Origin of the sequence: Enterococcus sp. AZ109, assembly GCF_051714625.1 — a bacterium.
Lineage (GTDB): Bacteria > Bacillota > Bacilli > Lactobacillales > Enterococcaceae > Enterococcus_A.
The window spans coordinates 1599322-1625077 of the sequence record NZ_JBIOSF010000001.1 but is presented as its reverse complement, the minus strand read 5'-3'; the positions used below and the strand labels follow the sequence as shown (position 1 = coordinate 1625077).

Genomic DNA, 25756 nt, shown 5'->3' with positions numbered 1-25756 from the left:
GTGTATTTGAAACGTATAGAAATAGCCGGATTTAAGTCCTTCGCTGAGCGAACTAAAATTGAATTTGAAACGGGAGTAACAGCGGTCATCGGACCAAATGGCAGTGGCAAAAGCAACATCACTGAAGCCATCCGCTGGGTTCTAGGAGAGCAATCAGCGAAAAGTCTGCGGGGCGGCAAAATGCCGGACATCATTTTTGCCGGCTCTGAAGCAAGAAAACAATTGAATATTGCGGAAGTAACGGTTGTTTTAGATAATACGGATCATTATTTGCCTTTGGATTTTAGCGAAGTCAGTGTTACTCGGCGCTATCGTCGAACGGGAGAAAGTGATTTTTTTATCAACAAGAAAGCCTGCCGCCTAAAAGACATCCAAGAGTTATTCATGGATTCTGGTTTGGGAAAGGAATCATTTTCGATTATTTCTCAAGGGAAGGTAGAAGCAATTTTCAGCAGTAAGCCGGAAGATCGCAGAGGTATCTTTGAAGAAGCTGCCGGTGTTTTGAAGTATAAACAGCGTAAACGTAAAGCAGAACAAAAGTTGTTTGAAACAGAAGACAATTTGAATCGTGTTCAGGACATTATTTACGAATTAGAAGATCAGCTAGTTCCCTTGGCTGCCCAAAGTGAAGCGGCCAAGGAATTTTTAGCGCTAAAGGAACAGTTGACGGAAATGGATGTCAGCTTAACCGTTGCTAAAATCAAAACCAACAAACAAGCTTGGGAAACTGCTTGTCAAGATTTTGAGCAGTTATCGGCAACTGTTGAAGAGCGTTCGGTTTTTATTCGGCAAACGGAAGAAAAACTGGGCACCTTACGGGAAAAGCGCGGTAAGCTGGATGAAAAACTGGAAAATGGACAACAACAATTACTTCATTTAACCGAAGCGCTCAAGCAAACTGAAGGACAAAAGGAACTGTTAAGCGAGCGCTCCAAGAATACTCGAAAAACCAGTGAAGAGTACCAAGCAGCACTAGCTCAGAACGGTGAAAAACAAAAAGCCGTAGAAACGACCATTCAACACTTAGAAAAACAACAGCAGCAAAAAGAAGTCGAAAAAACAGCTTTAGACAAAGAAATTGCTCAATTAACTACAGAAGCAATTAAGTATCAAAAATCCACTAAGGAAGTTTTGGAGGATTTACGCGGTACCTATGTCGAGCTGATGCAAGAGCAAGCCAATGTCAGTAACGAATTAAAATATTTAGATCGTCAATACCATCAAGAAACTGCAAAAAACCAGCAAAGTGTCACTCGCTTTGAAGCCTTGCAAACCCAAGTCAAGGAAATGCAAGAAAAAAGAACAGCCGCCCAAGAACGGGCAGCGTCGGTGGAAAAACAATTAACAACTGAACAGCAAGCCTATCGTCAATTAACCGAAGAGACCACCAAGCAGCAAAAACGCTTAAGTCATGAACAGGGCTTAATGTATGAGTTAATGAATCAAGTTCAACAAGTTCGTGCTCGTAAAAAAAGTTTGCAGGAAATTCAAGAAAACTACAGCGGTTTTTATCAAGGTGTCCGCAGTGTCCTGCAGCAGAAAGAGAAGCTAACTGGTGTTGTGGGTGCGGTAGCAGAATTAATTGAAGTGCCTAAGGATTATGCCTTGGCGATCGAAACGGCTTTAGGAGCGGCTGCCCAACACGTTATCGTGGAGAATGAAGCGGATGCTCGTAAAGGGATCACCTATTTAAGTCAACAGCGCAGTGGTCGTGCAACCTTCTTACCTTTAACCACGATCAAACCTCGTAGTTTGGCTAACCATCACTACCAAGCAGTGAAAGATCATGCGGGGTTTGTGGGAGTGGCTAGCCAACTAGTCTCTTTTGAGTCAAAAGTTTCGACAGTTATGGAGAATTTGCTTGGTGGGATCGTTATCGCCCGCGATTTGGACAGTGCTAACCAATTAGCCAAACAGCTTCACTACCAGGTACGGGTCGTTTCTTTAGAAGGCGATGTGATGAACGCTGGAGGATCAATGACTGGTGGTGCGACTAAGCAAGGAAACCGGGGGAATCTATTCAATCAAGGACATGAATTAGAATCATTAACCAAACGCTACGAAGAATTGACTCGTGATTTAAAGAATAAAGAACAGCAAGTAAAAAAAATCCAACAATCAATCCAAACGCAAACAGCTGAAATCGAAGCGCTGCGAACCAAGGGTGAACAAACTCGGTTGACCTATCAGGAAGCACAAAGTGAACTAGAACGCTTTGCGGTTGATTTAACACGATTAGAAAAAGAACATACGCTGTTTTCTCACGAAGCGAAAGAATTGGAGCGTTTTTTAACCGATTATCAGCAGCAAAAGGCTCAATTAGAAGAGCAGGCTGAGCGTCTACAAGCTGAACAGCAGCGGATTGATCAGGAAATTAAACAGTTAAACCAAGAAAGTGATTTGCTAGAAGAACGTCGGTCAACAATCGCTACCCAACTGAGCCGTTTCCAAGCGGACCGGGCAGTAATGGAAGAACAGCTGAATCATTTGAATCAGCAACAAATCATGCAGCATCAGCAGTTAACCGTTTTGGTGAATGAAATGGACAGTTTGGAAAACCAGTTAATGGCTTTATCCAACGACTCCTCAACACACGAAGAAACGGTAGAAAGTCTGAACCAGCGCTTAGCAGAATTAGAAATCACTCACGAAAAGCTGGTGACACAGCTTGCAGACTGGAAACAGGAACGACAAAAGCTGCAAATGCAGGTGGACAAAGCCGATGGTGAACTAACTTTAGCCAACCGCGAGCAAAAAGATTTGCTAGCTCAACAATCACAAGCGGATGTACAAAAAAACCGCTTGGAATTGCAGCTGGATAATGAATTGGATTATTTGCAGGAAGAATACAGCTTGTCCTTTGTTGCGGCAGAAGAGATGGCAGATATGACGATTGACGTCGGTCCTGCTCAACAGGAAGTGACCCGTTTAAAACAGGCCATCGAAAAATTAGGACCGGTCAATCTAAATGCGATTGAACAATTTGAACAGGTTGAGGAACGCTATGATTTCTTGACTACCCAAAGAGACGATTTATTGTCTGCCAAGGAACAGTTATTTGAGACCATGGATGAAATGGACGATGAGGTAAAATCACGGTTTTATACCACCTTCCAAGCTATTCGTGAGCAGTTCAAAGAAGTATTCCCCAATATGTTTGGCGGAGGACGTGCTGAGCTATTGCTAACCGATCCTAATGATTTATTGAATACGGGGATTGAAATTGAAGCACAGCCTCCTGGTAAGAAGCTACAGAGCTTATCGCTACTTTCAGGTGGCGAACGGGCATTAACAGCAATTGCACTGTTGTTCTCGATTATTCAAGTTCGGCCGGTTCCGTTTTGTGTGCTGGATGAAGTGGAAGCAGCCTTAGATGAGGCGAATGTCTCGCGATTTGGTCGTTACTTAAGCTCATTTGAAGATGACACGCAGTTCATCGTGGTGACTCACCGTAAGGGAACGATGGAAGCGGCTGATGTCTTGTATGGTGTGACTATGCAAGAATCCGGCGTGTCGAAGATTATTTCGGTTCGTCTGGAACAAGTAAATGAAGGTGGGAAATTTGAAACTGGAGAGGAGCTGTCCCATGATAAAATTAGTAGCAATTGATTTAGATGGTACATTATTAACCGATGCTAAAACAATTTCTGATAAAAACAAAGAGGCACTTGCCGAAGCAAAAGCACAGGGGGTTAAAATTGTCATCTGTACTGGACGCCCTTTGATCGCAATTGGCGACTATCTAGAAGAGTTGAATTTAGTTGACGAAGGCGATTATTCTATCACCTTTAATGGTGGGTTAATTCAAAAGAATAATACGGGCGAGCTATTGGGAAAAACGGCGTTAAATTTAGAACAAGTAAAAGATATTTATGACTTGTTTACCCAATTACCTTTACCAATGGATATTTTATCAGATGCTCGTTGTCTGCAATTAGCGACTGCCCCTGAGCACTTATCTCTATATCCAACCATGAATAAAAAAGTAACCTATTTCTCAGCGACGATTGAGGAGTTAACTACAGATGCTCTTTACAACAAAGTAGTTGCTGCTATTGATGTTGACTATTTAGATGAAAAAATAGCTGAGATTCCGGCTGAATATATTGAGCGCTATGAAGTCTGCAAAACACGTCCCAATTTATTAGAGTTTATGCCTAAGGGAGTTACCAAAGCATACGGTTTAAAAGTATTAGGTGAAGAATTAGGCATTGATGCCAGTGAAATGCTGACTTTAGGCGATGAAGCGAATGACCTGCCAATGATCGAATATGCCGGAGTCGGTGTGGCGATGGAAAATGCAACAGATGACGTGAAGGCAGTTGCCAATTACATTACAGGCACCAACCAAGCCGATGGTGTCGCTCAAGCAATTGAAAAATTTGTTTTGAACTAAGGAGGAACACGATGGGATTATTTGATCGAATAAAAAATGCCTTCAAGAGTGAGAAGAAAGAAGAGCAGGAAACACCGGAATCAACTGAATTGCAAGAACCTGAAGCTGAGGATACGGATCATTCAGCTGTTGAGGGTCAAACTGCAATGGCTCCTGAAGAAACATCAGCGGATGACCAAGCAGATAGTGAAGAAGCTGGCGAACCATCGGGATCCCTAGAAATTGAAGAAACAGCTCCAATTGAAGAAGTACCTAAAGAGTCCGTGATTGAAGAAGCGACTCAACCAGAAGAAGTACAATCGGTAGAAATTTTACCAGAATCAGAATTGGAAGCCCCAGTTGCTACAGAAGATGTAATGGAAGAAATTTCAGCACCTGCTGAAACGACTGCTCAAGAAAAGTATGACAAAGGGCTAGAGAAAACACGTAAATCCTTTGGTGATCGCATGAATGAATTATTTGCTCGTTTCCGTCGAGTGGATGAGGAATTCTTTGAAGAGTTGGAAGAAACCTTGATTGGTGCCGATGTCGGGTTTGACACGGCGATCAAATTAACCGAATCTTTGCGTCAAGAAGTAAAACTGAAAAATGCTAAGAAACAATCGCAAATTCAAAATGTGATTATTGAAAAATTAGTAGATATTTATGAAGCTGAAGGTGTTGATGAGAACAATCAATTGAACCTGCAGCCTGAGGGATTATCCATCATTCTATTTGTTGGCGTTAATGGTACTGGAAAAACAACGAGTATCGGAAAATTGGCGAATCAATACAAAAATGAAGGCAAAAGAGTGTTATTGGCAGCAGCAGATACTTTCCGGGCTGGAGCAATCGATCAGCTAGTTGTCTGGGGACAACGTTCTGGAGTAGAGGTCGTTCGTGGCAAAGCCGGCGGTGATCCAGCAGCAGTCGTCTATGATGCAGTAGACAAAGCTAAAAACGAAAACTATGATATTTTGTTGATTGACACAGCTGGACGTTTGCAAAACAAAGTTAACTTAATGAACGAATTGAAGAAAATCAAACGTGTGATTCAACGGGAATATCCGACTGCTCCTCATGAAGTGTTGTTGGTAGTAGATGCAACGACGGGTCAAAATGCTTTATCACAGGCGCGGCAGTTTAAAGAAACCACGGATATAACTGGTTTAGTGCTAACTAAGCTGGATGGTACAGCTAAAGGTGGGATCGTCTTAGCGATTCGCAATGAGTTGCACTTGCCAGTGAAATTAGTCGGTCTGGGTGAAAAAATTGATGACCTGGCAGTCTTTGATCCAAACGACTTTGCTATTGGTTTATTCAAAGGACTATTAAAAGAAGAATAAAAAATAAAGCTTATTCGAACATTTCTAGTTCGAATAAGCTTTTTACATTACTAAGGTTTCAATCAAAAGGACTGTGAGGCAACAGACGATCGCTACTTGAAAAAGATTGCCACGATGCCAAGCGGTTAAACTGCCAGTCAACAAAGCAATTAACCCAGCCCATGGAACTTGTGTAACTTCTAAAATAGCTGGAAACGTCATCACTGCCAACGTAACATAAGGTACATAATGCAGAAATGATTGTACAAAAATATTTTTAATCGGCTTACGGAGAATGGTCAGCGGCAACAGACGAATGCTGTAAGTAACGATAGACATTACCAAAATATAGAGATAAATGTTAGGCATGGATGTTCTCCTCCTTGTTAATAGGGAACAATAGAGCAGCAATAGTGCAGATAACAATTGTCAAGATAATCGTCCGTGTTCCGCTAGATATTGTGGCAAAGAGCGGTACATTCGTTGCGATATAACTAGCAGTAAAGCTAATAAGCACCATCACCCCGATGACTTTACTTTTACGAGTAGGAGGAATGATCACGGCCAAAAACATGCCATATAAAGCGACACTTAATGCACTAACCAGCTGAAGGGGCAAGATGTTTCCAGATACTACGCCAATTGCAGTACCAACTGCCCAACAAGGAGCTGCTGCTGCGACAGCACCATACATATAATAAGGATTCAAGTAACCCGAACGAGAAATCACCAGTCCGAAAAGCTCATCTGTGACATCGAAACTAATAAAAAAGCGATGAATAAACGGCATCTCTGGTGATAGACGTTGGCTAAGGGCACAACCCATCAGTAAATAGCGGGCATTAGTAATTAAAGTTACTAAAGCCAGTTCCAAATAAGAGCTTTTGGCTGCAATAACGACTAAGGCAGCATATTGACCAGCAGAGGCATTGTTCAGCAAACTCATTAAAAAACCTTGAAACGCCGACATCCCAGCATTTCTAACTGTGATACCTAACGAAAAAGCTACCGCAAAATAACCGATCCCAATCGGAATCCCATCTTTGAATCCAGATCTAAAAACGCGCCAGTTAGTAACCGTTTGCAATTCTTTTGCTGGAGGCGCCCAGTCTCTTTCTCTCATCCCGTTAACATCCTTCGTGTCTTTTTTTCGTATTATAGCAAGCCCTTTTACATTAGTAAAACAAATGATTATAATGAACCCATAAGAAAACGTAATGGGGGTGTTGGAATGATTTCTCGCTATATGGTTTTTTGCCAAGTAATTGAAGCAGGCAGCTTCACACAGGCAGCTGAAGACTTGGGTTATTCTCAAAGTGCGATCAGTCAAATTATTAAGGCATTGGAACAAGAACTAGGGACGCTTTTGATTCAGCGTAGAAAAGATGGACTAGCTCTGACAAACGATGGGCATCAATACTTTCCCTATCTACAGGCAATTGCGGTCGCTGAAAAAGCTTTACAGCAGAAAAGACGGGAAATAAATGGCTTAACAGACAGTACCATCCGCATTGGAACCTTTACTAGTGTCAGTCGTACGTTTTTGCCACCATTAATCAAAGCTTTTAAACAACAATACCCCGAAGTGAATTTTGTGATTCGTCAAGGAGAGTATACGAGTATTGCGGAATGGGTACGCAACAATCAGGTTGATTTAGGCTTTGTACATACCACAGCAGTTGAGGACATTGAAATGCAAATATTATATCAGGATGAAATGCAGGCCGTCTTTGCTAAAGGTCATCCTTTGGCAAAAAATAGCACCGTTTCGTTATCACAACTAACCAAAGAGCCGCTAATTCTATTAGATGAAGGAACTTATAGTGTGACCTTAGCTGCCTTCACCGCCAGTGGATTGACTCCGAAAATTGAATATGAGGTATACGATGACTATTCAATCATCGAAATGATTCGCCAGGGATTAGGCTTTTCCATCATGTATCAAAGGGTTCTTGCTGGAATGGAGGAGGAATTAGTGATTCGTCCAATCCAAGAACACCCAGTGCGGACAGTGGCCTTAGCATGGCGGAATTGGGACACGCTTTCTTATGCCTCCCGTACTTTTGCCGAGTTTATTTTGCAGGCTTCAGCTGAAAGAATTAAGTGAGAATCTTTAATTTAAAAAAAGTGGGGAAACAATTTAAGCATTTCCATTCTTTTTCCCCTAAATATTCTATATAATAAGCGTGATGAGGAGGGCTGCACAAATGAGAATCAAAGAAATGATGCGCCAAGAAAAAGTAAAGCCGTGGTTATTACAAGCACGTTTTGGAATAGAGAAAGAAAGTCAGCGAGTGGCTATAGACGGTCAGTTGGCCAAGACCGATCATCCTAGTAAGCTTGGGAATCGTAGCTTTCATCCATATATTCAAACCGATTTTTCGGAAACACAATTAGAGTTAATCACGCCGGTTAGTGATTCTGTGGAGGAAGTTCTAGCTACGTTGACTGCAGTTCATGATGTAGCTCAACGTAGTATGTCAGAAAATGAAATGATGTGGCCATTATCCATGCCGCCAGCTTTGCCTGAAAAAGAAGAGGATATCGTCATCGCTAAATTGGAACGTCATGAAGATGTATTATACCGTCGTTTCTTAGCACGTGAATACGGCAAACGTAAGCAGATGGTCAGTGGGATCCACTTTAACTTTGAATACGGTTGGGACTTAGTAAAGGAGCTGCATCAGGCACAGGATGAATATAGCTGCATTGAAGCCTTTAAAACCGAGCTCTATATGAAAATTGCGCGCAATTTCTTGCGTTATCGCTGGTTGTTAACGTATTTGTTTGGGGCGACTCCTCTTAGTGAAGAGAATTACTTTGTTGATGAAGATCGACCAAATGAACCCGTTCGCAGTATTCGTACCAGTCCGTTTGGTTATGTAAATAAACCAGATGTGAAAGTATCGTATGCCTCTTTGGATCAATATAGCAAAGATTTGGCTGAGAACGTTGCTCAGGGACGCCTATCCGAAGAAAAAGAATTCTATGCACCGATTCGTATGCGCGGCGGAAAAAAAGTGGCGGATTTATTCCACACAGGTATCCGCTATGTAGAGTTGCGTAATATTGACTTGAATCCTTTTGAACGTATTGGGATTAATCAAGAAGCGGTTGAGTTCATTCATTTGTTTATGCTGTACTTGCTGTGGACGGATGAAAAATCTCCGGCAGATGAATGGGTAGAAACAGGAAATAAAATTAATGATGAGGTCTCTTTGGAACATCCTTATCACCAAACAGCTTATATCGAAGAAGGTCGTCGTATTTTTGCCGAAATGCAGGAAATGGTGGAAGAATTAGACCTGCCAGTTGATAATCAGTTAACTAACTATCAAGAATGGTTGGAAAAACCAGAATTAACCTTGGCTGCTCGCTTATTAAAGGCAGATGAAGCAGAAGGTCAAGCGGTTTTAGGACAGCAATTAGGTCGGAAGTATTACAACATAGCCTACGCTCATCCTTACCAATTAGCTGGTTTTGCGGAAATGGAATTATCCACGCAAAATATGTTGTTCGATGCAATCCAAATGGGCTTGGAGTTTGATGTAATGGACCGCAGCGATCAGTTTGTCTTCTTGAAGCATGGAGAGCATAAAGAATATGTGAAAAATGGCAATATGACTAGTAAAGATACCTACATCTCCCCTTTACTGATGGAAAACAAAACGGTGACCAAAATGGTCTTGGATCAAGCTGGGTTCCGCGTACCTCTAGGCGAAACCTTCACCTCTATCGAAAAGGCCCGTAGAGCGTATCCACGTTATGCACAACAAGCCTTTGTAATTAAGCCGAAGTCTACCAATTATGGCTTGGGTATTACTATCTTTAAAGAAGGAGCTTCGTTGGAAGATTACATCGCTGGTTTGAAGATCGCCTTTAAAGAAGATGACTCCGTATTGATCGAGGAATTTATGGAAGGAACTGAGTATCGTTTCTTCGTTATCGACCATCAAGTAAAAGCTGTTCTCTTGCGCATCCCTGCTAATGTTGTAGGAGATGGGGTGAAAACGATCAAGGAACTAGTAGAAGAAAAGAACCAAGATCCATTGCGGGGCACGCATCACCGCTCACCGTTGGAACTGATTCAACTAGGAGATTTGGAAAAATTGATGCTGAAGGAGCAAGGTTTCACAATAAACAGTGTGCCGCCTGCTGAGCAACAGGTTTTCTTACGAGAAAATTCTAATATTTCCACTGGTGGTGACTCCATTGATATTACCGATGAGATGCACGAAAGTTATAAAGAAATTGCCATCGCTGCTGTGGAAGCCTTGGGAGCTGAAATTAGTGGAATTGATTTAATTATTCCTGATAAAGACAAGCCTTACAAAGATGAAAAAGATTACGGAATTATTGAAGCTAACTTCAATCCAGCAATGCACATGCATATCTATCCTTACGCTGGAAAAGGCCGTCGTTTAACACTAGAAGTCTTGCATCTATTGTTCCCAGAATTAAATAAATAAATCTAAGCTCTATGTATCTTTAAGATATGTAGAGCTTTTTTGCCAGTCATGCTTTTTGCAGTATGTTAGGGGCGAATGAAATTCACTAATTATGCACCTAAACATTGATTCGTAACGTTTAGCAAGATGGTATGCGTACGACAATAGAACTCATTTTTCCCGGTCTTGGAAAAATGAAACCCGAAAAAGGAGCTAGCTGCCAGTCATGCTTTTTGCAGTATGTTAGGGGCGAATGAAATTCACTAATTATGCACCTAAACATTGATTCGTAACGTTTAGCAAGATGGTATGATTCACACCCCAAAAGTAAAGATGCGACGCTTCCTAACGTAGTATAATAGAGCTAAGAAATGTAGACAGGGGGCTTCATCATGGCTTTTAGACTAAATTCTTCACAACAACTCTCGTTAAATGATCGATTCCAACAAGCACCCGAGCGGACACAGAAGTTCGTCCTTAAATCTTGGGCCAAGGGATTCGGAGATATTGTTTTTCCTGCCATTTGCGAAGAACGTTTTGCCGTTTTGTATAGTTCAGATCCTGCTTCTTGTCCTAACACACCCGTCAATATTTTAGTTGGCTCATTGTTGTTAAAAGAATTACTACAAATGACGGATGAAGAATTGCTGGAAGCCATTGTTTGTGGCGACCTGCGCTTTCAATACGCGCTGCACACTACTAGTTTTGACGAACAGCCAGTTAGTAAAAATAGTTTCAATCGTTTCCGAAATCGCCTGTATCTTCACCTATTAGAAACCGGCGAAGATTTACTCCAACAAGAAATGGAAGCACTCGCCGAAGTCTTTCTTCAATTTCTTGAGATTGAACCAACAATGAAACGAATGGACAGTCTGATGGTTTCCGCCAATTGTCGCAGAATGTCTCGTCTAGAATTAATGTATCGATGCGTACAAAACCTTGTCAAAGCCATCGAATCTATGAGCGATAGGGATTGTCCAAAAGACCAAATGCACTATCTTGATCCTACCGATGCCAATCAAGTCTTTTACCATGATACTGATCGAGACACCCCGGAAAAACTAGACCAGTTGATTCAAGACGCGGTCTCGTTAAAAGAAGAATTAAACGAAAACTATCACCAGTTACCCGATTACCAACTGTTGTGTCAGGTTCTTGAAGAACAAACTTTCACAGATGATGCTGGTCAAACACAACAAAAACCAGGTCAAGAAATTACGGCATCAAGTATCCAAAATCCTTATGATCCAGAGGCCACCTATCGAAAAAAAGCTGGCAAGCATCATTTTGGCTACGTAGGAAATGTCGTGGAAACTGTTGGTGATAACGGCTCTATCATTTCCCAATATGACTATGCGCGTAATATCAAAGGTGATCAGATCTTTTGTAAAGAAGTTCTAGAGAAACTCGGAGAGGTTCAACAGCGCACAACGCTTATTTCTGACGGAGCATTTGGTAGTGTTCACAATCAACAACAAGCTTCAAAACAAAACATCTGGTTTGTCCCAACAAATCTCTCGGGCCTTCTCCCAGACACGATAAAAGGAGAATTCCAAATCAATGAAGACGGGACAATGTGTTGTCCAGCTGGGCACCTATCCTACAAAAGAAGTTTCCATAAAGACCATAAAGTTTATTGCGGTTGGTTTGATAAAGCGACCTGTGAAGCTTGCCCGCTCTTGGAAACCTGTAAACCAAAATTGCAAAAACAAGCAGCTACAGTAAGACTAACAAAAGAAAAGATTTCACGAGCGCAACATCTAAAATTTATGGAAAGCGAAGAGTTTCAAAAACTCGCTCACTTTAGAAATGGTATTGAAGGTGTTCCGTCGATTTTGCGTCGTCGTTATCATGTAGACCAGATACCCGTCAGGGGATTCTTGCGCACAAAAATCTGGTTTTCATTTAAGATAGGTGCCATTAACATAAAAAATTTGATAAAAGGAATAACGGATAAGGAAAAACCAGCTCTTTTAGAATCATCTTATAGAATGAAGAATTTTTCCCAGCTCTTTATCACGTTTGTCGGATATATCCCCAAACTGATAAGGTTACAAAAACCGACTTTTGGGGCGTGAATCATGGTATGCGTACGAAGATAAAGACATTTTTTACGGTCCACAAAAAATGACTTCCTTATTTAGAGTTAGCTGCCAGTCATGCTTTTTGTAGTTTAGGAAAAGCTAGAAAGATATTTAGCAAATAATTACTCAAAAATGATAAGAGAAGTTTAGCAAGATGGTATGCGTACGAAGATAAAGACATTTTTTACGGTCCACAAAAATGACTTCCTTATTTAGAGTTAGCTGCCAGTCTTGCTTTTTGCAGTTTAGGGAAAGCTAGAAAGATATTTAGCAAGTAATTACTCATAAACGATACGAGAAGTTTAGCAAGATGGTATGCGTACGAAGATAAAGACATTTTTTACGGTCCACAAAAAATGACTTCCTTTATTTAGAGTTAGCTGCCAGTCTACGAAACTGTGACGAACATTTTATGTTTGTTTTGCTTGGTTGTTCGCAGCAAGTTTCCTGCTAAAATGAAAGCAGGAGGTAGGAAAGATATGGAAAATCAGAAAGAGATTACAATTCAGAAGAATTTACGTTTTTTGCGAACACAGCATAATTACACCTTAGAACAAGCTGCTGAAAAGATCGGAGTGACTCGTCAGGCGATGGCCAAATGGGAGAGCGGGGATTCAATGCCTGATTTAATCAATACCCTAGCTTTGGCTAAGCTGTATAAAGTCACAGTGGATGACTTAATGAGCTTTGATGAGGAAGCCTCAGCGACTAAAATCCCACCTAAAGGTAAGCACATGTTTGGTGTGTTGAAGGTACAAGAGCGCGGACAAATCGTCATACCGAAAGAAGCACGTGATATTTTCAACATTAAGAAAGGAGACAACTTTGTTTTGTTAGGAGATGAAGATCCAGAATCGTTTGGTTTAGCATTAGTTCCTGCTGATTTATTTTTGGGTTTTTCAGAACGAATGAAGGAGGAGATCAAAGAAAGGCGGCAACAGGATGGTAACGATTCTTGAAACAGAGGACTTAACTAAAGCTTACGGCAATTTTAGAGCGTTGGATCAAGTAACAGTTCGTTTAGAGCAAGGTGAGATATATGGTTTGATTGGCCGCAACGGTGCAGGAAAAACGACTTTCATGCGGTTGATTGCGGGATTAAGCTTTCCTACAAAGGGGAAAATTAGACTTTTTGGTCAAATGGTTGGCAAGAAGCCTGCTGCGAATCAAAAAATTGGAGTCATGATTGAGAATCCAGCTTTCATCCACCAGTTAACCGCCAAAGAAGTTCTGTGTTACTTTGCTAAAATGAGAGGCTTGGTTTACAGCGATGTGCAGCTTAATGAGCTATTAACGAAGGTTCACCTAGCCGATACTGGCAAAAAGAAAGCCCAGCAGTTTTCATTAGGTATGAAGCAACGTCTGGGAATTGCGATTGCATTATTAGGCGATCCAGCATTTTTGGTTTTGGATGAGCCAATTAATGGGCTAGACCCTCAAGGAGTAGTGGAGATTCGGGAGCTCTTGCGCTTGTTAGCCACCGAGGGAAAAACGATTCTTTTATCTAGTCACAATCTGCCGGAGCTCTATCAAGTGGCGACTCAGTATATTATTTTAAATCAAGGCAAGGTAGTGAAACAACTAAGCTTATCAGAATTGGAAAAGCAAACTCGGCAATATTTGCGAGTGGCTACCAACCAACCGCAGCGGCTGGCTCAAGTTCTCTCAGAAACAGCAATGATTGGAAATTATGAGATTACCCGTAATGGCGAAGCTAAGCTGTTTCAAGTTAAATCAAAAGAAAAGCTCTTAAAACAGCTGATCGCTGGTGATGTTTGGCCAACTACTTTTGTGGAGCAGGAAGAAAGCTTGGAAAATTATTACTTTTCCTTGATTGGAGGTAGTTAAGATGATGGATTTATTAAGAGCCGATTGGTTCAAGGCTAGGCGTTCTCGCATGTTGTATATGCTCTTCCTGCTGGCTTGCTTCAGTAGCGGGGTGATGTTTTTTATGGCTTATTATGCTGGAAAAACAGAGGATTCCAGCGGTGTAATTAATTTAGCCTCTTTTTTCTCTGATCCTCAGATGGTTTCTTTATTAGGTTGTGTTTTGGCAGGAATTTATGTTTGCCGCGATTTTGAAGAGAAAGTCATGGAGCAGGCCATTGCTAGCAGGAAACGGCGGGGGGAAATCGTTTTAGAGAAAGCGATCATTCTGCTGCTTTTTGTCAATTTATTGTATGTGCCTTACGTTTTAGGGAGTCTTGTCTTAACAACTACGTCGATTGATTTTTCGGCTTATTTACCTACAGTTCTTTTACAGCTGCCAGCAGAAAACCAAAGTCTGGCTGTTGATAGTCAGACAATTACCGGAATAATCAAACTGTTGAGCTTAACCGTGTTCACTATGGCGGCTCAATTAATGATTGCTCTGCCTCTAGTCTTTTTGTTGAAACGACCGGCATCCGTATTGGCGGCATCTTATGGCATATTACTGCTGCTAGGACCGATTGCTTTATTAAACGAAACCACACAAAAGCTTTTATCCTATACACCCTATAGCAAAGACTTGGATCAAATGACTCTTGCCATTAGTAATCACTATTTTTTTCAGCGATTAGCAATTAACTTTGTTTTTATTTTAGTTATGATCTTAATCAGCTATGGGCTCTTTCGAAAAAAAGAGGTAAGATAAAGGTCATTTAAGATCATTTTCCAACCGTTCAGGACATTTATAACAATTTAAGGAGATAGTTTGTTATCCTTTGTCTAATAATGGGTGAGGTGAAATGAAATGAAGGATCAAACAATTAGTTATTTGGTGTTTATGGCACTATTGTTAAATGTTTTCATCCCTCAACCATACTGCTGGATAACGTTAGCTGCCGTAGTGGCGGTGGGAATTGTTTTACTGTGTCTAGCTTTGAAAAATAAAAAGAAATCAAACGTGTAAAAGCAGGTGCCTTCAAGTCAATTGAGCAACTGCTTTTTTTCTTCTTTTCAACTTCAGAAATCATAGGTAGAATAAAGAGGAGGAACGGGGGCGTTTAAGGTGGAAGAAGAAATCAACGCAGTTCTAACTGCTAAAGATACAAAGGAATCATTGCAGCGCTTTAGACAATTGGAGGCTCGCTGTGAAAACAGCAATGAGATGTATCAATATTGGCATCTGTATTTAGCTGGTTTGAAGGGGAAGACTTCCTGTAACCGAGCAAGAAGTTTCAAATTATTGATGAAAACAGTCAAATGGGATCAACAACAGCAGCTAGACCAGCATTTAACGACTATATTAACTATTCTGGAGGATGAAAAGTCGATCACGGTTCGACAATGTATTCCTTATTTGAAGGAATTGCTTACGTTACGTCCTGACTTGGAACCGTTGGTGCTAGATAAATTAGTACAATTAAAGTTAGATAAATACAAGGAAAGTATGCAATGTCTAATTAAGCGTGATATCCAAAATCTATTGAAAGCAGTGAGAGGGTATTCTGTATGACAATATTGTTTAAAGTTGTACTTGGCCTAACAATTGGTTGCTTGGTAGGTATTATTGCAGGAGTTACTCTCAGAAATACTAAATACAAACAAAACCAGGAAACACAACCGTTGAAAGAGCTGCTTAGTAAAATCAACCCATACATTAATAGTGTAACCTTTATTTTGTTAGGAATTGGTTTAATTTGGACGGTTTACTATTTGATTTTAGGAATTGTCGACACCGCGCAAACCGAATATGCTACCAATGTTTCACAGTTAATTGTTTCCGTTTTGACCGTTTTTTCTATCATTGTGGCTTTTTATCAATTTATTCGCGAACGTTAAGAAGGAAGGATAACGATGATTTTTATATTCGGCTGTGTTTTTACTAATTTGGCCATTAGCCGCTTTGCCAGCACTTTATCAAAACAAACAGCAAACTGGCACTTATTTCGTGGGACATTCTCGCTTTTTCGTAATCAAAGAACAACACTATGGCAACGGACTAAATATGAAAAATAAATATGCTTCTGTGGTAAATATAGTATTAGCTGTTTGGCTGATAATTGTGGGCTTAGCTGCGGGATAAGGAGGGAAAAATGATACAGAATATCAATTACTTTACTCGTATAGTTTTTTTAACGTTAGTGATATTTTTGATGGTATGGAGTAGAGGGGAATTCACGATTTATAGTACTGCAGGTTTGAGTCTGTTGCTGTTTTTTTACATGCTGAGTTATGTGTTTGAACAGAAGTGGCGGATGAATCGGTATTGGCAGTTGGGAATTTATTGTGTTTACTGGTTTCTGACGGGAACCTTTTGTTCTTTAGTTCTGGCGAAAAATCCCGCCTCATTGCAAATGCTGGTCTTGTACTTTGGCCTTAGTTTTATCGGTTCAGCTATTTGGTGTGCCGCATTGACTAAGCTGTTCAGGCAGCGTTTTCGAGAAAATTAGATAAATAAATTTGAGTGTCAGCAAGCTGCGGACACTTTTTTTGGTGTGAACATTTGATGGCTAAAAATACAGCTCAGATTGACAACTGATGTATACTGTTATACACTGTTTATGAAGAGAGGGATGTTCAGTGAAACTTATTATTCAGCATTCGTCAATGACACCAATTTATGAGCAGCTAGTGGAACAAATCAAAGCAGCTATTATTCAAGGCGCATTAAAAGAGAATGATCCGCTGCCGTCTGTCCGTTCGTTAGCTAAGGAGTTGAAGATTAGTGCTTTAACTGTTAAGAAGTCTTATGACGCATTAGAACAGGAGGGGCTGATTGCCACAGTTCATGGCAAAGGCAGTTTTGTCCGAGCAGTCAATCCAACGTTGAAGCGTGAAGAGCAGCTGAAAGCAATCCAAGAAGAGTTAGAGACGATTGTCAATAAAGCGCGTTTAGCCGGAATCAGTGATGAAGACCTGCAGGAATTACTAACCATTGTATTGGAGGAATCATGATGCTTACACTAAAAAATGTTCAAAAAACTTATCCGGACTTTAGTTTAAACTGTTCATTGCAGATCGAAGCTGGACAAATTGTTGGTTTGGTGGGGCGCAACGGTGCCGGGAAAAGTACAACCTTTAAGATTGCCTTGGGGCTGATTTCTTGTGAACAGGGAGAAATCACACTCTTTGATAAACCGTTAGAAAAGGTAACTGAGGATGACCGACAAAAGCTGGGGGTATCTTTAGCTGAAGCTGGTTTTAGCGAATACTTGACGATTCAAGACATTGTGCCGATGCTGGATACCTTCTACGAATTGTTTGAAAAGGACTTCTTTGTTAAAAAATGTACTGAATTTCAATTACCTATGAACAAAGCGATTAAAGATTTTTCCACAGGAATGAAAGCACGGCTAAAAGTTTTAATTGCCATTAGTCATCAGGCTTCGCTACTTATTTTGGATGAGCCGACAGCCGGACTGGATGTGATTGCCCGGGAAGAAATTTTGAGTCTGCTGCAAGAGTATCTGGAGCAAGATGAGCGCCGCAGTATCCTGATCAGTTCCCATATTTCAAAGGATTTAGAACAGTTATGCGACTCGCTTTATTTTATTGACCGAGGTCGTATTGTCCTTCACGAAGATACGGATGTACTGCTGGGAGAATACGGCATTCTAAAAATGACAGAAGAGCAATACAGTAAAATCGACAAAGAACACGTGATGGCTCAACAAAAAACTAGCTTCGGTTATCAATGCTTAACCAAACAACGGCAATTCTATTTGGAGAACTATCCAGAAATCGTAGTGGAGAAAACCAGTATTGATGAGATTATTTTGATGATTATGGGGAGGGAAAACCAATGAAAGGATTGTACATTAAAGACCTGCGTTTACTAATGAAGCAAAAAGCTTTCTTATTAGTGTTTATCTTTTTAACTATCTTCAATTCGTTTCAGCTTGATAACAATGCGGTTGTTCCTAGTTTAATGATCTTCTTTCTATCGACATTGGCTTTTACCACGGTTACCTACGATGAGATGGACCATGGATTAACCTTTTTGTTCACATTGCCGATTTCACGAAAGAAGTATGTTGCTGGTAAATATTTGTTGTCAACGGCTATCATTGTCCTAGCTATGCTGCTATCGATCGGGATTGTGCTGGTTATGAATGCAATTAAAAATCAGGTTGTCAATTTTGAACTGTTCAGTTTTACTTTTGGTTTTGTTTTCTTACTTGGGCTTTTATACATGAGTTTAATGCTGCCGATTTATTTCAAATTTGGTGCCGAGAAAAGTCGCTTAATTTTAATTTTAGTCATGGGCGTGATCTTTTTCTTCGTCTTTGCAGGAAGCTACTTGATGCAGAAAATAAACGTTGACATCACGGTTCCACTAAACACAATTATGACTCAACCTTTATGGCTGCTTACAAGTATTAGTATTGTGATCACAGCAGCTGCTGTAGTAATTTCTTACTTGTTATCAGCGAAGATTGTAAAGAAAAAAGAGCTGTAAGTCTTGAAGAGCCGCCCTCATCGCGAGAGCGGCTCTTTTTAGGTTAATACTTTCTGGTTTGAGGCGGCTCGTAAGCTGCGATGAATTCTTCAATTTCCTGAATGGAATGAGCAAAGAGAATTTTTTTACGGTCATTAGCAGATAGGAAGTTTGCTGCCACCATTTTGTCAAAAAAGTCTTGTAGCAGATGATAATAATCATTGGTATCATAAAAGATGCAAGGACTGTCATTTTGACCGACACGTGCTAAGGAAATAGCTTCGCTGATTTCTTCCAAGGTACCAGGACCACCCGGCAAGGCAATACAAACATCTGCGGCTGCGAGCATCTGGTTTTTACGTTCAGCCATGGTTTCAACGACAATCAGTTCGTCCAAATTTGGATGGGCTAATTCACGTTGTTGTAGGAAGGTAGGAATCACGCCAATGACGCTGCCGCCTTTAGCTAAAACGGTATCAGCCATCACCCCCATCAATCCCGCTTTGCCGCCGCCATAAATCAGCCGGTGGTTATTTTCAACAATCCATGTACCTAAAGTTTGAGCGTTTTCGCTATAGACTGGCTCATTACCAACGCTTGCTCCACAATACACAGCTATATTCATAAATATCCTCATTTCTTTTTATTCAGTATTATAGCAGAAGGAAAAAACAAAATGGGCATAAATACTATCAGCAATGGATCAGTGATTTTTAAAAAGAACGAAATTAGTATCAGTATCCGCCTTTTATTCGGGCAAACTTCTTGACGGAAGAAGTCGGGGAAATAGCACAGGCGATCCGCACGATTGAGATCGGTCGTAGTCGACCTGATGAACGGACACCAACGGATCAAGAACAGTGGGATAAGTTGACCGAGGAGCTGGGAGATGTGTTAGGCAATCTGTTTATTCTGGCTGACAAGTACGATAGTTCACTGGAAGCCATTATGGAATGTCATCAAAAGAAATTACTGGAGTGCTATCAGTAAAAGGTGTAAGGAAGTTGTTTGCGTAAAAAATAAGCTATTGAGGCATCTGGCTTCAATAGCTTATTTTCTGAGGTTTTTAATAGTCAAATTCTTTAATTTCAATCGTTTGTTTGGTTTCTTCGATGACGAGACCGGTTTTTTCTTCCCACCATTGCTTCATTTCTTTTTCATAGGTAGCTGGGAATTGCCGAACCAAATCTAATAAGGGAGCGCCTTGAAGGGTAGCATAAGGGAAGTTCAGCGTTAAGTTGTACTTTAATTCGTGCAGCAGACTATAGTACTGAAACATCATATAGTACATTTCTTCTAAATCCTCTTGGGCTAAAACGCGCGGTGCACGATCCAACATAAAGCCAAGACTACGCATCATAAATAGAAAGCCTGGCAATTGCTCTGGGCAAATATCATCGACTTCCTTCAAAATGTCAATATGCAGATCAAGCGCTTGCAATAAATCTTCTTTTAATTGTTTGTAGGTAATCATAGGCGATCCTCCTTTACTTAGTACCTTTAGTATAGCATAATCTTTACGCAGGCTATCTACGAGTTTGGGATTTTTTTGATCCGCATTTAGGAGTAAAATAAAGGGAGATGATTGGATGGGGCGACTGGCGATTATTAGTGATCTTCATGCCGATATTAATCATTTAGCTGAAGCAGAATTGGCTATTTTGTTGGAAACTTTACGAGAACGCAAGATTACTCGACTGCACTTTGCTGGGGATAGTGCCAATCAAATTCAACAGACGCTAGAGATCAATGATTATTTTCGTAAACATGGAATTGAAACAACCTTTAATTTAGGCAATCATGAAATGGGCAGTATTGCGGGCGAAGAAATGATTGAACATTATCCGGACAGTCATTTTTTGAATCTACGCTATTTGCCGTTGAATGAATCAACAGTGCTGTTAGGTGTAAATGGCTGGTATGATTACCAATTTTCTGATTTGAAGGATAAAGAAAAAATTATATCTATGAAAAAATTATATTGGTACGACCGGATTATTCAACGTTCAGGGGATGATCCAGCTGTGAATCAACGTATTTTACAACAGTTGGATCGAGTATTAAAGGAGTTAAGTGAGAAAAATTACCGAGTTATTCTAGCAACTCATTTTGTGCCCCAAGGACAGTTCATCGTGCGTTTAGAAGGACGCTACGAGATCTGGAATAAATTGAACGCCTTTTTAGGTGCAGCATCTTTAGGGAAATTGTTGGACCAATATGATAATATTTCAGATGTTGTATTTGGGCACACTCACCGCCGTTTTGGCGAGCAGCAGATTCATCAGACACGCTATCATTGTCGACCATTGGGCTATTATTACGAGTGGCGCTTAACGCGTAAATTTGTTTTAGAAAATCAGCTAGTGGAAGAGTACAATCCCATGAAACTACGGGGAGTGCTGCGCAGACATCAGGAAGATTTTCAAGCATACAAACGACAACATTTAAAACAAGAATTCCAACAGGCGATGACGGTGATCGCTTATTAAGAAAAGAGGAAATTGGATGGAAAAGATAAAATCTGTGTGGCGAAGCTTCACGCAAGCGACCCCTTTTATTTTGTCCAACACACTAATTATCGTTCCCTATTTGTTGTACATTCATTTAATCAATAGTTCTAAAACAGCAAGTATCTTACCGTTTGTCTTGTTCTATACATTTCGTATGACGGGAGTCTTCTTAATCCGCAGCTTGGAACGTGCAATTGAAAAATACACGTTATTGATTGTGGCGTTGCTTTTAGGAGGCATTGGGTCATTGCTGAGCCTGCTGGGGGCGGTAGCTTTTCCTTTCTTTTTGCTGGGGAGTATTTTTTTAGGCTTAAGTGCCGCCCTATTTCCGCCGGCAAATGTTAGTGTGAATTACTTTGAAAAAGAACAGGGACAATCGAATGCGGGGAAGAAAAATTATTTATTCGGACTACTGCTCATCATTCCTTTGTTTTTAGGTCTGAGCTTGCCTATTGCGGATCAGTTAGTCATTGTTCCTGGGTTATATACACTGTATTTCGTATTTGCATATTCAACGATTCGCCGCTACTCTCATTACGAATTAGATTTCAAAGATCTTTCGGAAAATGTCTTTTCTATGAAAGAATTAGTTTGGTTTGGTCTGTTCTTTGTCGCTATTTTTCTTTTGCGTAGTGGACGTTTGCTGTTCAATGAAGTATATTTGAATGCGGCGATTCTTGTGTTTAGTCTGATTTTCATTCTTTCAGTCTACTGGGTGAAAGTAAAAAAACGAACGTGGCGCTTGCCTTTGTGGGTAAATACATTGACCTTTTATAACGGCATGTGCGGGAATTTTCTAATTTTATTCGGTACGTTTTATACTGCAGCGGTTTATGGGAAAGAAGCACTTTCCTTGTACCTGTTTTTACCGTATTCCCTTGGACTAGTCGCTGCCTTAGTTTTCGGTGGGAAAATGTGCCAAAAAGCTAAGAATCCGCTAAATACGCAATTGTTGGGGATGGGTATCGGCTTAACAATTTTGTTTTATCAGCCGGCTTTTCCCGTGGCTATTGGCATTATGTCTTTTTTCAAGAGCAGCACAAGCAGCTGGTTGAATCGCTGGTATTATCAGCAAGAAACCATTGACAGCGACCGACGGATCATTACTAAGTATGCTACGTCGAATAAAGGGAGTATTACCCATCAATTCATTCTGATGGCTTTGCTTTTGGTTGTGTTAAATGCTGCACAGTTTCCAACAAATGAACTATTTATTTTGCCAAGTCTGCACCAGACCAATCAAGCATTGATCGGCGTAATGAATGTTGTGAAAAATAGTTCTAGCGTATTTATGTTAATATGGCTAGCGGTCATTGGAAGGATGGGTCGACATGCGATTAATCATTGATGGAGATGGCTCTCCGGTAAAGGATACGACAATTGAGGTTGCCAAGCAGTTTGGGCTGGAGGTAGTAATTGTCACTAGCATTGACCATTACTCGACCAAAGAGTATCCTGAATTTGTAAGATTCGTTTATGTGGATCGGGGAATGGATGCGGCAGATTACAAAATTGTTTCCCTGATTCAACCCAAAGATATTTTAATTACGCAGGATTATGGATTGGCTTCATTGACCATTCATAAAGCGGCACATGTCTTGCATCAATCGGGAATGGAGTACACCATGAACAATATTGATGCCTTATTGGGGCAACGTTATATTAGCGGTAAAATGCGACAAGCAAAACAAAGAACCAAAGGACCAAAACCTTATACTGAAGCAGATCGTGAGCAATTTCGCCAAGTCTTGCTTGGGCTAATCAAGAATAAAAATCATTAAGCTTTGTAACATTTGTAAAAAAATTTTTGGGCTTTTCGGTTTTTATGCTAAAATATGGGGGAATCTTAAAAGTAATGGGGGATAAGTACTTGAAGATTATTTTATTATATGGTGGAAAAAGTCCAGAACATGACGTATCCATCTTATCAGCATTTTCAGTAATTTCAGCCGTTTATTTCGATTATTACCAAGTGCAGCTTGTGTACATTGATAAGACGGGTCAATGGGTGAAAGGGCCGTTATTAACACAAGCCCCTGAGTCTGATGAAGCGCTTCGTTTAACTTGGGATCCAACGGGTAGTACCGTAGAAGGCTTTACTGGGCACGTGATTGCATCTGGTGATATTAAAGAAGACGATGCGATTGTTTTTCCCGTGTTGCATGGACCAAATGGCGAAGATGGAACAATCCAAGGATTTTTGGAAGTCCTAGATATGCCATATGTAGGAGCAGGTGTTTTAGCCAGCTCTAGTGCTATGGACAAGATTATGACTAAGTACATCTTGCAGGCAGCAGGCATTCCACAAGTACCTTATGTACCGGTACTGAAAAACGAATGGAAAGAAAATCCGAAGCAGGTTTTCGACAAGTGTGAAGGCACACTGCTGTATCCGATGTTTATTAAGCCAGCCAACATGGGTTCTAGTGTTGGAATTACGCGAGCTGAGAACCGTGAAGAACTGCAAAATGCGTTGAAGGAAGCCTATCGATATGATTCCCGCGCAGTTGTTGAACAAGGGATTGAAGCACGAGAAATTGAGATTGCGATTCTAGGTAATGCGGATGTACGCACGACTTTACCTGGAGAAGTTGTAAAAGAAGTCGCATTTTATGATTACAATGCCAAATATATTGATAACTCAATTACGATGGCTATTCCAGCAGAAGTTCCGGAAGAAGTTAGTAATAAAGCAAGAGAGTATGCAAAATTGGCCTATACAATGCTTGGAGGATCAGGCTTAACTCGCTGTGATTTCTTTTTAACTAACAAAAATGAATTATTCTTAAATGAATTAAATACCATGCCAGGCTTCACTGAGTTTAGCATGTACCCATTACTGTGGGAGAACATGGGCTTGAAGTATGGCGACTTGATTGAGGAATTAATTCAACTAGGTTTAAATCGATACAAGCAACAAGCTAGTTTTGAGTAAGAAACAGATGCAGGGGAAGAAGTAACCGAGGACAATTCAATATTGGCTGTCAATTTGCTTCTTTTATTAACGCTTAGTAGAGAAAGAGTCTGGAGCGATAAACATAGCCAGACTCTTTTTTTAGATAGGAATGGGAGGAACACACACCATGAAATTAACGACATCAATCATCAACAAAGCTGTTCAAGGGGAGTTGCTAGGGACAGAAGAAGTGACAGTCACAGGCGTTGAATTTGATTCGCGTAAAATCAAAGCTGGTGATTTATTTGTGCCGCTTCAGGGCAATGCCGATGGTCATTTGTTTGTTCAAAAGGCAATCGAAAATGGGGCAGTTGCAACGTTTTGGAGCAATGAAGCTATTCAGCCACCGGAAAATATCGTGGTCATTAACGTCTCAGACACGTTGAAAGCTTTTCAAGCATTAGCTAGTTATTATTTGCTAGAAGAAAACCCAGACGTTATTGCGATTACCGGCTCCAATGGCAAAACAACGACTAAAGATATGACGGAAGCTGTCTTGCACCAAAAATTCAAAACCTATAAAACACAAGGAAACTACAATAATGATATAGGTTTGCCTTACACAATCTTACATATGCCAGAAGGAACAGAAAAACTGATTTTAGAAATGGGCATGGATCATGCAGGGGAAATCAGAGTTCTTTCGGAGCTAGCTGAACCGGACGTGGCGGCGATCACGATCATCGGGGAAGCTCATATTGAAAATCTAGGTTCGCGGGCTGGAATTGCGGATGCGAAACTAGAGATAACCAATGGTTTAATTGACGATGGATTATTATTGATTCCAGCCGATGAACCTTTGTTGGCTGAGCGCACAGAAAAGTTGTCACAAAAGCAGCAGACGTTTGGTATTCAAGTGGGTGACATTTCTGCAACGATTATGTCGGAATCAAGAGAAGCCACTTTATTTACGGTTGATGGCAAAGCCTACCAAATTCCTATGCCTGGGAAGTACAATGTGAAAAACGCATTGATTGCCTTAGCAATTGGGCGTTGGTATGGTTTGAGTGATGAAGAAATTTATCAAGGCTTAACCTATGTTGAGATTACGAAAAATCGGACTCAGTGGTTGAAAGCGGCCAACGGTGCAGACATTTTAAGCGATGTATATAATGCCAATCCAACTGCGATGGGGTTAGTCTTGGATACTTTTGCTAAACTACCTACCAACGGTCGTCGTTTAGCCGTTTTGGCAGACATGTTAGAGCTTGGCCCGGAGGCAGCTTCATTGCATCGTAATATGGTAGATCATTTGAACGATCAAGAATTTGCGGCTGTTTATTTGTATGGAGAACAAATGAAGAACTTAGCCGAAGTTATTGCTGTGCGCTATCCACGGTTGGCAGTTCAATCATTTGCTGCGAATGAAAAAATAGCAATGATAGAAGCAATTAAGCGTGAGTTGCAACCAGAAGATAGCATTGTATTAAAGGGAAGTAACGGCATGGGATTGTTGGAAGTTATTGACGCTTTGCAAGCTTAAAAATTGAAACTTGCAGAAAGTAGTTTCATATGCTATAATAAGCTGTTGCCGAGAAATGAAGTAATGATTGAATGAGTCATCCAATAGATTATATAGAGCCCCATAAACCGGGCTTTTTTTTGAGAGATGTTCCTTCCGCCTGACTTCAAGGAGCGGTTTTTCGGTGGTATCACAATAAGCGGCAACTAGGGACGGTTGCAGATTATTGATG

Annotated in this window: 26 protein-coding genes and 1 pseudogene; 23 read left to right on the top strand and 4 right to left on the bottom strand. The window is 40.6% G+C overall.

The window, feature by feature from the left end; translation table 11 throughout:
• Genes smc through ftsY form a run of 3 tightly spaced genes read left to right on the top strand, consistent with a single transcriptional unit; the run spans nucleotide 1 to nucleotide 5721 of the window.
• Nucleotides 1–3609 carry a chromosome segregation protein SMC gene (gene smc, locus IGI42_RS07640; protein ID WP_438715239.1) on the top strand — a complete coding sequence of 1203 codons (3609 nt, stop codon included), beginning with the start codon at nucleotides 1–3 and terminating at the stop codon, nucleotides 3607–3609.
• Nucleotides 3587–4396: a Cof-type HAD-IIB family hydrolase gene (locus IGI42_RS07635; protein WP_438715238.1), complete on the top strand. Its 810-nt coding sequence runs from the start codon at nucleotides 3587–3589 to the stop codon at nucleotides 4394–4396. The genes smc and IGI42_RS07635 overlap by 23 nt, the downstream gene beginning before the upstream one ends.
• A gap of 11 nt (nucleotides 4397–4407) precedes the next feature.
• A complete protein-coding gene (ftsY, locus tag IGI42_RS07630; protein ID WP_438715237.1) occupies nucleotides 4408–5721 on the top strand; it encodes a signal recognition particle-docking protein FtsY in 1314 nt (437 codons plus the stop codon).
• 42 nt (nucleotides 5722–5763) lie between these two features.
• Here the strand turns inward: ftsY and IGI42_RS07625 are convergent, their stop codons facing one another.
• A complete protein-coding gene (locus IGI42_RS07625) occupies nucleotides 5764–6069 on the bottom strand; it encodes an AzlD domain-containing protein (RefSeq protein WP_438715236.1) in 306 nt (101 codons plus the stop codon).
• Nucleotides 6062–6823, bottom strand: coding sequence for an AzlC family ABC transporter permease (locus IGI42_RS07620; protein ID WP_438715235.1), 762 nt, complete (start codon nucleotides 6821–6823; stop codon nucleotides 6062–6064). The genes IGI42_RS07625 and IGI42_RS07620 overlap by 8 nt, the downstream gene beginning before the upstream one ends.
• Nucleotides 6824–6931: 108 nt before the next feature.
• On the opposite strand from IGI42_RS07620, the gene IGI42_RS07615 reads away from it, so the two are divergent.
• From IGI42_RS07615 to IGI42_RS07550, 14 genes are all read left to right on the top strand, one after another.
• Nucleotides 6932–7807, top strand: a complete 876-nt coding sequence (locus tag IGI42_RS07615; RefSeq protein WP_438715234.1) for a LysR family transcriptional regulator — start codon at nucleotides 6932–6934, stop codon at nucleotides 7805–7807.
• Nucleotides 7808–7907: 100 nt separating this feature from the next.
• Nucleotides 7908–10169 carry a bifunctional glutamate--cysteine ligase GshA/glutathione synthetase GshB gene (gshAB, locus tag IGI42_RS07610; RefSeq protein ID WP_438715233.1) on the top strand — a complete coding sequence of 754 codons (2262 nt, stop codon included), beginning with the start codon at nucleotides 7908–7910 and terminating at the stop codon, nucleotides 10167–10169.
• Between the two features lie 371 nt (nucleotides 10170–10540).
• The gene (locus IGI42_RS07605) at nucleotides 10541–12226 is read left to right on the top strand and encodes a transposase (RefSeq protein ID WP_438715232.1); all 1686 of its coding nucleotides are present in this window, start codon (nucleotides 10541–10543) and stop codon (nucleotides 12224–12226) included.
• A 485-nt stretch (nucleotides 12227–12711) separates the two neighbouring features.
• Nucleotides 12712–13191 carry a helix-turn-helix domain-containing protein gene (locus tag IGI42_RS07600; protein WP_438715231.1) on the top strand — a complete coding sequence of 160 codons (480 nt, stop codon included), beginning with the start codon at nucleotides 12712–12714 and terminating at the stop codon, nucleotides 13189–13191.
• Nucleotides 13175–14080, top strand: coding sequence for an ABC transporter ATP-binding protein (locus IGI42_RS07595; RefSeq protein WP_438715230.1), 906 nt, complete (start codon nucleotides 13175–13177; stop codon nucleotides 14078–14080). Before IGI42_RS07600 ends, IGI42_RS07595 begins: the two co-directional genes overlap by 17 nt.
• Before the next feature lies 1 nt (nucleotide 14081).
• Nucleotides 14082–14867 carry a hypothetical protein gene (locus tag IGI42_RS07590; protein WP_438715229.1) on the top strand — a complete coding sequence of 262 codons (786 nt, stop codon included), beginning with the start codon at nucleotides 14082–14084 and terminating at the stop codon, nucleotides 14865–14867.
• 99 nt (nucleotides 14868–14966) lie between these two features.
• Complete coding sequence (locus IGI42_RS07585; protein WP_438715228.1) at nucleotides 14967–15125, top strand: hypothetical protein; 159 nt, start codon at nucleotides 14967–14969, stop codon at nucleotides 15123–15125.
• A 99-nt stretch (nucleotides 15126–15224) separates the two neighbouring features.
• On the top strand, nucleotides 15225–15671 hold the full coding sequence (locus tag IGI42_RS07580; protein WP_438715227.1) for a hypothetical protein: 447 nt from the start codon (nucleotides 15225–15227) through the stop codon (nucleotides 15669–15671).
• On the top strand, nucleotides 15668–15997 hold the full coding sequence (locus IGI42_RS07575) for a hypothetical protein (RefSeq protein WP_438715226.1): 330 nt from the start codon (nucleotides 15668–15670) through the stop codon (nucleotides 15995–15997). Before IGI42_RS07580 ends, IGI42_RS07575 begins: the two co-directional genes overlap by 4 nt.
• 34 nt (nucleotides 15998–16031) lie before the next feature.
• A complete protein-coding gene (locus IGI42_RS07570; RefSeq protein WP_438715225.1) occupies nucleotides 16032–16241 on the top strand; it encodes a hypothetical protein in 210 nt (69 codons plus the stop codon).
• Between the two features lie 10 nt (nucleotides 16242–16251).
• A complete protein-coding gene (locus IGI42_RS07565; protein ID WP_438715224.1) occupies nucleotides 16252–16608 on the top strand; it encodes a hypothetical protein in 357 nt (118 codons plus the stop codon).
• Nucleotides 16609–16738: 130 nt separating this feature from the next.
• Nucleotides 16739–17113, top strand: coding sequence for a GntR family transcriptional regulator (locus tag IGI42_RS07560; RefSeq protein ID WP_438715223.1), 375 nt, complete (start codon nucleotides 16739–16741; stop codon nucleotides 17111–17113).
• Nucleotides 17113–17964, top strand: coding sequence for an ABC transporter ATP-binding protein (locus IGI42_RS07555; RefSeq protein WP_438715222.1), 852 nt, complete (start codon nucleotides 17113–17115; stop codon nucleotides 17962–17964). Before IGI42_RS07560 ends, IGI42_RS07555 begins: the two co-directional genes overlap by 1 nt.
• Nucleotides 17961–18617 carry an ABC-2 transporter permease gene (locus IGI42_RS07550; protein ID WP_438715221.1) on the top strand — a complete coding sequence of 219 codons (657 nt, stop codon included), beginning with the start codon at nucleotides 17961–17963 and terminating at the stop codon, nucleotides 18615–18617. The genes IGI42_RS07555 and IGI42_RS07550 overlap by 4 nt, the downstream gene beginning before the upstream one ends.
• 43 nt (nucleotides 18618–18660) lie before the next feature.
• Here IGI42_RS07550 and IGI42_RS07545 read toward each other — a convergent pair whose 3' ends face one another.
• On the bottom strand, nucleotides 18661–19221 hold the full coding sequence (locus tag IGI42_RS07545) for a TIGR00730 family Rossman fold protein (RefSeq protein ID WP_438715220.1): 561 nt from the start codon (nucleotides 19219–19221) through the stop codon (nucleotides 18661–18663).
• A 77-nt stretch (nucleotides 19222–19298) separates the two neighbouring features.
• Between IGI42_RS07545 and IGI42_RS07540 the strand changes: the two are divergent.
• A pseudogene (locus tag IGI42_RS07540) lies at nucleotides 19299–19586 on the top strand (MazG nucleotide pyrophosphohydrolase domain-containing protein).
• A gap of 76 nt (nucleotides 19587–19662) precedes the next feature.
• On the opposite strand, the gene IGI42_RS07535 reads toward IGI42_RS07540, so the two are convergent.
• Nucleotides 19663–20070, bottom strand: coding sequence for a hypothetical protein (locus IGI42_RS07535; RefSeq protein ID WP_438715219.1), 408 nt, complete (start codon nucleotides 20068–20070; stop codon nucleotides 19663–19665).
• Between the two features lie 115 nt (nucleotides 20071–20185).
• On the opposite strand from IGI42_RS07535, the gene IGI42_RS07530 reads away from it, so the two are divergent.
• The 5 genes from IGI42_RS07530 to IGI42_RS07510 all read left to right on the top strand — a co-directional run bounded on the left by IGI42_RS07530 (nucleotide 20186) and on the right by IGI42_RS07510 (nucleotide 25545).
• Nucleotides 20186–21085 carry a metallophosphoesterase gene (locus tag IGI42_RS07530; RefSeq protein WP_438715218.1) on the top strand — a complete coding sequence of 300 codons (900 nt, stop codon included), beginning with the start codon at nucleotides 20186–20188 and terminating at the stop codon, nucleotides 21083–21085.
• A gap of 16 nt (nucleotides 21086–21101) precedes the next feature.
• Nucleotides 21102–22454: a hypothetical protein gene (locus IGI42_RS07525; RefSeq protein WP_438715217.1), complete on the top strand. Its 1353-nt coding sequence runs from the start codon at nucleotides 21102–21104 to the stop codon at nucleotides 22452–22454.
• Nucleotides 22438–22887, top strand: coding sequence for a YaiI/YqxD family protein (locus IGI42_RS07520; RefSeq protein WP_438715216.1), 450 nt, complete (start codon nucleotides 22438–22440; stop codon nucleotides 22885–22887). The genes IGI42_RS07525 and IGI42_RS07520 overlap by 17 nt, the downstream gene beginning before the upstream one ends.
• Before the next feature lie 89 nt (nucleotides 22888–22976).
• A complete protein-coding gene (locus tag IGI42_RS07515; RefSeq protein ID WP_438715215.1) occupies nucleotides 22977–24041 on the top strand; it encodes a D-alanine--D-alanine ligase in 1065 nt (354 codons plus the stop codon).
• A gap of 148 nt (nucleotides 24042–24189) precedes the next feature.
• Complete coding sequence (locus IGI42_RS07510) at nucleotides 24190–25545, top strand: UDP-N-acetylmuramoyl-tripeptide--D-alanyl-D-alanine ligase (RefSeq protein ID WP_438715214.1); 1356 nt, start codon at nucleotides 24190–24192, stop codon at nucleotides 25543–25545.
• Nucleotides 25546–25756 lie beyond the last annotated feature (211 nt).

What these genes read in the sequence shown, in the direction of transcription:
- IGI42_RS07635 (WP_438715238.1), top strand. Translation starts at nt 3,587, where the DNA reads ATGATAAAATTAGTAGCAATTGATTTAGATGGTACATTATTAACCGAT.
- ftsY (WP_438715237.1), top strand. Translation starts at nt 4,408, where the DNA reads ATGGGATTATTTGATCGAATAAAAAATGCCTTCAAGAGTGAGAAGAAA.
- IGI42_RS07625 (WP_438715236.1), bottom strand. Translation starts at nt 6,069, where the DNA reads ATGCCTAACATTTATCTCTATATTTTGGTAATGTCTATCGTTACTTAC.
- IGI42_RS07620 (WP_438715235.1), bottom strand. Translation starts at nt 6,823, where the DNA reads ATGAGAGAAAGAGACTGGGCGCCTCCAGCAAAAGAATTGCAAACGGTT.
- IGI42_RS07615 (WP_438715234.1), top strand. Translation starts at nt 6,932, where the DNA reads ATGATTTCTCGCTATATGGTTTTTTGCCAAGTAATTGAAGCAGGCAGC.
- gshAB (WP_438715233.1), top strand. Translation starts at nt 7,908, where the DNA reads ATGAGAATCAAAGAAATGATGCGCCAAGAAAAAGTAAAGCCGTGGTTA.
- IGI42_RS07605 (WP_438715232.1), top strand. Translation starts at nt 10,541, where the DNA reads ATGGCTTTTAGACTAAATTCTTCACAACAACTCTCGTTAAATGATCGA.
- IGI42_RS07600 (WP_438715231.1), top strand. Translation starts at nt 12,712, where the DNA reads ATGGAAAATCAGAAAGAGATTACAATTCAGAAGAATTTACGTTTTTTG.
- IGI42_RS07595 (WP_438715230.1), top strand. Translation starts at nt 13,175, where the DNA reads ATGGTAACGATTCTTGAAACAGAGGACTTAACTAAAGCTTACGGCAAT.
- IGI42_RS07590 (WP_438715229.1), top strand. Translation starts at nt 14,082, where the DNA reads ATGATGGATTTATTAAGAGCCGATTGGTTCAAGGCTAGGCGTTCTCGC.
- IGI42_RS07585 (WP_438715228.1), top strand. Translation starts at nt 14,967, where the DNA reads ATGAAGGATCAAACAATTAGTTATTTGGTGTTTATGGCACTATTGTTA.
- IGI42_RS07575 (WP_438715226.1), top strand. Translation starts at nt 15,668, where the DNA reads ATGACAATATTGTTTAAAGTTGTACTTGGCCTAACAATTGGTTGCTTG.
- IGI42_RS07565 (WP_438715224.1), top strand. Translation starts at nt 16,252, where the DNA reads ATGATACAGAATATCAATTACTTTACTCGTATAGTTTTTTTAACGTTA.
- IGI42_RS07555 (WP_438715222.1), top strand. Translation starts at nt 17,113, where the DNA reads ATGCTTACACTAAAAAATGTTCAAAAAACTTATCCGGACTTTAGTTTA.
- IGI42_RS07550 (WP_438715221.1), top strand. Translation starts at nt 17,961, where the DNA reads ATGAAAGGATTGTACATTAAAGACCTGCGTTTACTAATGAAGCAAAAA.
- IGI42_RS07545 (WP_438715220.1), bottom strand. Translation starts at nt 19,221, where the DNA reads ATGAATATAGCTGTGTATTGTGGAGCAAGCGTTGGTAATGAGCCAGTC.
- IGI42_RS07535 (WP_438715219.1), bottom strand. Translation starts at nt 20,070, where the DNA reads ATGATTACCTACAAACAATTAAAAGAAGATTTATTGCAAGCGCTTGAT.
- IGI42_RS07530 (WP_438715218.1), top strand. Translation starts at nt 20,186, where the DNA reads ATGGGGCGACTGGCGATTATTAGTGATCTTCATGCCGATATTAATCAT.
- IGI42_RS07525 (WP_438715217.1), top strand. Translation starts at nt 21,102, where the DNA reads ATGGAAAAGATAAAATCTGTGTGGCGAAGCTTCACGCAAGCGACCCCT.
- IGI42_RS07520 (WP_438715216.1), top strand. Translation starts at nt 22,438, where the DNA reads ATGCGATTAATCATTGATGGAGATGGCTCTCCGGTAAAGGATACGACA.
- IGI42_RS07510 (WP_438715214.1), top strand. Translation starts at nt 24,190, where the DNA reads ATGAAATTAACGACATCAATCATCAACAAAGCTGTTCAAGGGGAGTTG.